This is a genomic window from Streptomyces sp. NPDC055078, from assembly GCF_053607985.1.
Map to the genome: position 1 here is coordinate 4,589 of NZ_JBSGUP010000030.1, position 7,078 is coordinate 11,666.

A 7,078-nucleotide genomic window follows, 5' to 3' on the forward strand; every position below is an offset into this window, starting at 1 on the left:
CCCGGTCGGGAAGCCCCAGGCCATCGGCGGCCACGTCTCCCGGTGCGACGGCCTCCGGTACGTCCCGTGGCCCGTCGGCCCGCTCCACCGGGAAGGTCCCCCGGGGGAGCACGACCGCACCGCCCGCCGCCCCGAGACCACCGGGCGGCGCTGTGCCGTTCACCCTGAGTGCCGACCAGCACATCTGGCAGAACGGCTGCGACCACGCGTACCTGGTGAACCGCGCCCCCGCCGCCGTCCCGCCGCCGCCCTCCGAGTCCGACGCCGAACCCTGGGCGCGCGCCGTCGGCGCGGTGCACGGCGGCGGGACCATGGTGCGGATCACCGTGCAGGGCCGGAGCGAGCAGGCGGTGGTGCTCCAGGCGCTGCGGGTGCGGGTGACCGCCAAGCGGGCCCCGGTGCGGGGGAATGTCTACCGGATGAGTCTCGGCTGCGGCGGGTCCATCACACCCCGGCTCTTCGACGTCGACCTCGACAAGTCCCGTCCCGTCGCGCGCCCCATGGCGGGCAGCGACTCCGGTGTGGCGATCCCCGCCGTGTCGTTCCCCTACCGGGTCTCGGCCAGGGACCCGGAGGTCCTGCTGGTCAGCAGCCGTACGGCCGGCTGTGACTGCGACTGGTATCTGGAGCTGGAGTGGAGCGGCGGGGACCGCTCGGGCACCGTACGGATCGACGACAACGGGCGGCCGTTCCGCACGAGCGGCATCCGGGGCAGGCCCGCCCACGACTACGACACCGCCGCAGGCCGCTGGGTCCGGGACGGGGCCCCGACCGCCGAGTCCTCGGCGACGGCCTCGACGGCTTCGACGGCCGGGTCGGCCGGGTCGGCCGCTGGGTCCGGGACGGCGGGGACGGCGACGCCCGCCGGGTGAGGGGCCGCGCCCGGCTCGCCCAGGTCACAGCAGGGTCAGCTGCGTCGGCCCCGGCATCCGGTCCGGCTCGGCACGCCCGGAATGCTCAGTCGGCCGGATCCGGCGCGGCATCCCGGGCCCGGCCGGGCCGATGCCGTACTCCGTCGCGAGTTCATGGACCAGACGCGTGATCCGGCGCTGGTACCACCTGGGGGCGTATGCCCCCTCCGCGTACAGCCGCTCGTAGCGGCGGACGAGATGCGGGTGGTGCTCGTGCAGCCAGGCCATGAACCACTCGCGCGCCCCGGGCCGCAGATGCAGTACGAGGGGGGTGACCGAGGTCGCCCCGGACGCGGCGATCGCCCGTACCGTCGCGCGCAGTTGGTCCGGACCGTCGCCGAGGAAGGGGATGACGGGGGCCATCAGCACCCCGCAGCCGAGGCCGTGGTCGGTGAGCGTGCGGACGACATCGAGGCGGCGCTCGGGCGATGGGGTGCCGGGCTCGACCGTGCGCCACAGCGCGTGGTCGACAAAGCCGACGGAGACCGAGATTCCGACCTCCGTCACCCGCGCCGCCTGCACCAGCGGTTCCAGATCGCGCAGGATCAGCGTCCCCTTGGTGAGGATCGAGAACGGATTCGCCTGGTCGCGCAGGGCCCCGATGATGCCCGGCATCAGCCGGTACCGTCCCTCCGCCCGCTGGTAGCAGTCGACGTTCGTGCCCATCGCGACATGCGCGCCCTGCCACTGCCGGGAGCGGAGCTGGCGGCGCAGCAGCTCGGGTGCGTTGATCTTCACCACGATCTGGGAGTCGAAGCCGATCCCCGTGTCGAGGTCCAGATAGCTGTGGCTCTTGCGGGCGAAGCAGTACACACAGGCGTGGGTGCAGCCCCGGTAGGGGTTCACGGTCCATTCGAACGGCATCCGGGAGGCCCCGGGCACCCGGTTCAGAATCGAACGCGCGCGCACCTCATGGAAGGTGATGCCGCGGAATTCGGGCGTGTCGAAGGTCCTGGTGGTCACGGCGGACGTACCGAAGAGCGCCGTTTCCCCGGTGCCGGTGGGGTTCTCGGTCAGCTGGTTCCAGCGCATGGGCGCCTCCTCGGTGGTGCGGGTCCCTGAATAGAACACCTGTTCCCATCTGATGGCAACCCCATGACCGCGGCCCCCGGATTTGGGCACCCGGGGCCGAGATGGTTGGCTAAGCCACGCCCAAGGGGCTTTCTTTGGCGGCACCCCCGAACATCACGAGTGCTGGAGGAACAGCAATGGCGCAGGTCGAGGCCACGACGGAGCGGATCATCGCGGCGGACGCGGAGACGGTGTTCGACACCCTGGCCGACTACGAGAACACCCGCGCAAAGCTCCTGCCCGTCCAGTTCAGCGAGTACGAGGTCCGGGAGGGCGGCGACGGAGAGGGCACCCTCGTCCACTGGAAGCTCCAGGCCACCAGCAAGCGCGTCCGGGACTGTCTGCTGGAGGTCACCGAGCCGACCGACGGACGGCTGATCGAGAAGGACCGCAACTCCACCATGGTCACCACCTGGACCGTCACCCCGGCGGGCGAGGGCAGGTCCAAGGCGGTCGTCACCAGTGTCTGGAAGGGCGCCGGCGGCATCGGCGGCTTCTTCGAACGGACCTTCGCCCCCAAGGGGCTCGCCCGCATCTACGACGTCATCCTCGCGAACCTCGCCGCCGAGACCGAGAAGCCCACCGACGCGTAGGCCCTAGGCCGCTTCTGGTGGATCTTGCTGGGCTCGCGTGCCCTGGCACCGCGCCTCGCGGCGTTGTCGTCAGTCGCCGACGCTCCGCGTGGACTCCCTCCTCCGCCTTGCGATGCACGGCACCAGACCCCGCTCACTGACCCAGCCTGATCCACCAGAAACGACCCAGGCTCACCCTCACCGACCCTTCCGATCCATCGTCACACTCACCGTATCGAGTGGTTTTCCCCGCGGCGCCGTGCTGCGCCCCCTGCGCCACGTGCCGCGGGAAAGCCCCTGATGAGCGCCCGACACGCGCCCCTCGGGAGCCAGTTGGCCCCCTGTGCGCGCCCCACCCCGCTTGATCACGCGCTTGCTCCCCCTTGGCGTCTAATGCGAAGAATGGCGCCGCGCAGACGGTGACCGAGGGGAGCAGATACGTGGGCGGCATCACTCTGGTGAAGGACGAGCGGCCCGCGCCGGCCGCAGGCGGTCCTGCCGATCCGGCGCCCCCGCACCCGGCGGCCGAGGCGGACCGGCCGCTTAGCCCCCGCCGCGTACGGCTCGTCTTCTTCTCCCTGATGCTCGCGCTGCTGCTCGCCGCGCTGGAGCAGATGATCGTCGCCACCGCCCTCCCGAGGATCGTCGGGGAACTCCAGGGCCTGGACCGGATGTCCTGGGCGATCACCGCCTATCTCCTCACCGCCACCATCGGCCTGCCCGTCTACGGCAAACTCGGCGATCTCTTCGGGCGCAAGGGCGTCTTCCAGTTCGCGATCGTCGTCTTCGTCATCGGCTCCGCGCTGGCCGGCTGGTCGCGCACCATGGACCAGCTCATCGCCTTCCGCGCCGTCCAGGGCATCGGCGCGGGCGGGCTCATGATCGGCGTGCAGGCGATCATCGCCGATATCGTGCCGCCCCGGGACCGAGGCCGGTACATGGGTCTCATCGGCGCCGCCTTCGGCCTGGCGTCCGTCGCCGGACCCCTGCTCGGCGGCTTCTTCACCGACCATGTCTCCTGGCGCTGGTGCTTCTACTTCAATGTCCCGTTCGGTCTGGTCACCCTGCTGGTGGTCACCGCCGTACTGAAACTCCCCAGGCCCACCGCCCGCGCCCGGCTCGACGTCCTCGGGGCGCTGCTGCTCGCCGCCGCGTCCACCTGTCTGATCCTGCTGACCAGTTGGGGCGGCACCGAGCACGCCTGGGACTCCCGCGTCATCCTCGGACTGGCCGCCGGGGCCGCGGTCACCACCGCGCTGTTCCTGGTCGTCGAGGCGTATGCCCCCGAACCCATCATCCCGCTGCGGCTGTTCCGGGATCCGGTCTTCGTCGTCACCAGTCTGATCGGCGCCGTCGTCGGGGTGGCGCTGTTCGGCGCGGCCAGCTATCTGCCGACGTTCCTGCAGATGGTCGACGGCGCCGGGGCCACCGAGTCCGGGCTGCTGATGCTCCCGATGATGGCCGGTGTCGTCATCGCGTCCATCGTCTCCGGCCAGTTGATCAGCCGTACCGGCCGCTACCGGATCTACCCCGTGCTGGGCAGCGCGCTCTCCGTCGTCGGCATGTGGCTGCTGTCGCGGCTGGAGACCGGCACCTCCCGGCTGGAGTACGGCATCTGGCAGGCCGTACTCGGCACCGGGATCGGTCTGGTGCTGCCCGTACTGATCCTCGCCGTACAGAACGCCGTACCGCCCACCGACCTCGGCACCGCCACCAGCGCGCACAACTACTTCCGGCAGATCGGCGGCAGTATCGGCGCCGCCGTCTTCGGCACCCTCTTCGCGAGCAGGCTCGGCGACGCGCTCGCCGACCGGCTGCCGGCCGGCGCCACGGGGCTGCCGGACCCGCAGTCCATCACCCCCGAAATCGTCCGCGCCATGCCGCCCGCCGTCCGCGACGCGCATGTCCAGGCGTACGCCGACGCCATGCCGAGGATCTTTCTCTATCTCGTGCCGGTGCTTCTGCTCGGCCTCGTCATCGCCTTCTTCCTCAAGGAGAAACCGCTGGTGTCCCACAACGCCCCCACCGCCGCCGAGACCGCCGGCCATGTCACCGCCCAGGTGCCCCCGGCCCGTGGCGCGAACGCGCACAGCTCGGGTGTCCCGGTCTGCGGCACGGTCCAGCACCACGACGGCACCACCGTGCCGCGTGCCGCGCTGACCCTTGTCGACGTACGGGGACAGCAGATCGGGCGCGGCGCGAGCGGCGAGGACGGGCGGTACGCGCTGAGCGCGCCGGGCTCCGGCTCGTACATCATGATCGCGGCGGCGGGCGGTCATCAGCCGCAGGCGGTCACCGTCACCGTCGGCGAGCGGCCCGTCGAACTGGATGTGGTCCTCGGCGGCGCGGGACGTCTCGCGGGCTGTGTGGTGACGGCCGACGGCACGCCCGTACGGGACGCCATGGTCACCCTCACCGATGTACGCGGCGATGTCGTCGCCGCCACCCGCAGCGGGCGCGAGGGCGGCTATGTGATCACGGAGCTGGTGGCGGGGGAGTACACCCTCGCGGCGAGCGCTCCCGCGTTCCGGCCCGCCGCCCTGCCGGTGAGTGTGCAGGCGTCGCGCGAGACCCGGCAGGACATCGAACTCGCGGGCGGCGCGGTGCTGAAGGGCACCGTACGGGCCGGCGGCGGACGTCCCGTCGGGGACGCGCGCGTCACCCTGCTGGACGCGGCGGGCAATGTCGTCGACACCCTCACCACCGGCACCGACGGCACCTTTCGCTTCATCGATCTGTCGTCGGGGGAGTACACCGTGATCGCCGCCGGTTATCCGCCGGTCGCGACCGTGCTCCAGGTCGCGGGCGGCGGGCGCACCGAGCGCGATCTCCAACTGGGCCACGAGGACTGAGGATCCGGGAACCGGTGATCCGGGAACCGGTGATCCGGGACTGAGGGCCGTCCGCCCGGAGGGTGGAGGTATGATCGGACAAGTCCCCTTCCGGTCACTTGTCGGGACAACTCTCGCACGATAGACCCATCGTGACGCCATGTCATATAGCCAGGGGAGCGGTCATGAGCGTGACGAGTCGGTACAGGGACGCCTGGGAGGGCTTCTGGAGCGAGGTATCCGGCGAACCGGGGGAGGTCATCTGGGACGCGGAGCCCCCGCTCACCGCCGGACCGCATCTGGCGCTCTATGAACCGCATGTGGACGAGCCGGGATTCACCCTGGTGGACCTCGGCTGCGGCAACGGCACCCAGACCCGGTTTCTCGCCGGCCGGTTCCCCCGGGTACTGGGTGTCGATCTGTCGTCCGCCGCGATAGAGCTGGCGAGGGCACAGCACAAGAGTGCGCCGCGAGCCGGGGACCACGAGGGGGAGATACGGTTCCGGCAGCTCGACGCGGCGGACGCGGCGGGGGTCGCCCGTCTCCACGCGGAGGTGGGCGACTGCAATGTCTATATGCGGGGGGTGCTCCACCAGGCCGACCCCCAGGACCGCCGGGCCCTCGCCGAGTCGGTGGCCACCCTGCTCGGTGCGCGCGGGCGGGCCTTCGTGGTGGAGCTGTCGGAGGCCGCGGATCTGCGGTTGGCTCAACTGGCCCAGTCCCCGTCCGGGCCCCCGCCCAAGCTGCGCCCGGTGTTGCGGCACGGCATCGTGCCGGGCGCGGTGACCGATTCGGAACCGGCCCAGCTCTTCGCCGACGCCGGTCTGACGGTGCTCGCGGAGGGGGATCTGCCGCTGACGACGACGGAGTACGAGGAGAACGGCTCGCGGATCGCGCTACCGTCGAAATGGCTGGTCATCGGCCGGACCGGGTGAGATGCCGGGTTGCGCCCCGGCGCCCGGGCCGGCCGTCGCGGAGAATTCTGGAGAAGAATTCCTGGAGAGACCGGGGAGATGTCGATTCCGCCGTCCCCCGTTCGACGCAGGAATGAGAGGCGGGGAGAGCCCCCGCCCCGACCGAGGAGTCACCATGCCGCGCTTTCTGACGATGATCCGCGTCGATGAGAACGCCACCGATGAGGACCCCGGCCCCGAGTTCGATGAGCGCATGGGCGCACTCCTGGAGGAGATCACCAAGGCCGGGGTCATGCTGGACACGGCCGGCCTCACCCCCAGTGCCGAAGGCACCCGGGTCACCTGGTCGAAGGGGAAGCTGAGCTATACCGACGGCCCCTTCACCGAGACCAAGGAGGTCATCGGTGGCTACTCCATCTGCCAGGCGAAGGACAAGGCCGAGGCCGTGGAATGGGCCAAGCGGTTCCTCCAGATCCACTCGGAGCACTGGACGATCACTGCCGAGGTCCGGGAGATCGCCGAGGGCTGAGCGGGCCCTGGCACGGGCGCGGCGTCCGTCCCGGCCGGGTGCCGGTGTTCGCCCGTCCGGCCGGGACGGGCGAGCGTGCCCGTCCAGGCCCGGCCCGTACGTCCCCGTGGCAGGCGCTCCGGCCGACCTGCCGGGGCGATCTCGCGGGGTCCCGGGCCGTACGGCGGTCGGGGACCGGTCAGCGTTCCAGGACGAGGGCGAGGCCCTGGCCGACGCCGATGCAGAGGGCGGCGAGGCCGGTGCCGGAGCC

General features: G+C 71.3%; 6 protein-coding genes. 5 read left to right on the plus strand and 1 reads right to left on the minus strand.

All coding sequences use genetic code 11. The annotated features are described in order from the left end of the window. Positions 1-152 precede the first annotated feature (152 nt). Positions 153-872 carry a hypothetical protein gene (locus ACWF94_RS04825; protein WP_453484710.1) on the plus strand — a complete coding sequence of 240 codons (720 nt, stop codon included), beginning with the start codon at positions 153-155 and terminating at the stop codon, positions 870-872. A 24-nt stretch (positions 873-896) separates the two neighbouring features. On the opposite strand, the gene ACWF94_RS04830 is transcribed toward ACWF94_RS04825, so the two are convergent. Further along, positions 897-1,943 (minus strand): Rv2578c family radical SAM protein, encoded by a 1,047-nt coding sequence (locus tag ACWF94_RS04830; RefSeq protein ID WP_453484712.1) that lies wholly within the window; start codon positions 1,941-1,943, stop codon positions 897-899. A gap of 176 nt (positions 1,944-2,119) precedes the next feature. On the opposite strand from ACWF94_RS04830, the gene ACWF94_RS04835 reads away from it, so the two are divergent. The 4 genes from ACWF94_RS04835 (at position 2,120) to ACWF94_RS04850 (ending at position 6,828) form a co-directional block, all read left to right on the plus strand. Further along, entirely contained in the window at positions 2,120-2,575 is a 456-nt protein-coding gene (locus tag ACWF94_RS04835; protein ID WP_453484714.1) for an SRPBCC family protein, read from the plus strand. A gap of 419 nt (positions 2,576-2,994) precedes the next feature. Beyond that, entirely contained in the window at positions 2,995-5,406 is a 2,412-nt protein-coding gene (locus ACWF94_RS04840) for an MFS transporter (RefSeq protein WP_453484716.1), read from the plus strand. Between the two features lie 164 nt (positions 5,407-5,570). Next, complete coding sequence (locus ACWF94_RS04845) at positions 5,571-6,320, plus strand: class I SAM-dependent methyltransferase (protein WP_453484718.1); 750 nt, start codon at positions 5,571-5,573, stop codon at positions 6,318-6,320. A gap of 154 nt (positions 6,321-6,474) precedes the next feature. Then, complete coding sequence (locus tag ACWF94_RS04850) at positions 6,475-6,828, plus strand: YciI family protein (protein WP_453484719.1); 354 nt, start codon at positions 6,475-6,477, stop codon at positions 6,826-6,828. Positions 6,829-7,078 lie beyond the last annotated feature (250 nt).

What these genes read in the sequence shown, in the direction of transcription:
- ACWF94_RS04850 (WP_453484719.1), top strand. Translation starts at nt 6,475, where the DNA reads ATGCCGCGCTTTCTGACGATGATCCGCGTCGATGAGAACGCCACCGAT.
- ACWF94_RS04845 (WP_453484718.1), top strand. Translation starts at nt 5,571, where the DNA reads ATGAGCGTGACGAGTCGGTACAGGGACGCCTGGGAGGGCTTCTGGAGC.
- ACWF94_RS04830 (WP_453484712.1), bottom strand. Translation starts at nt 1,943, where the DNA reads ATGCGCTGGAACCAGCTGACCGAGAACCCCACCGGCACCGGGGAAACG.
- ACWF94_RS04835 (WP_453484714.1), top strand. Translation starts at nt 2,120, where the DNA reads ATGGCGCAGGTCGAGGCCACGACGGAGCGGATCATCGCGGCGGACGCG.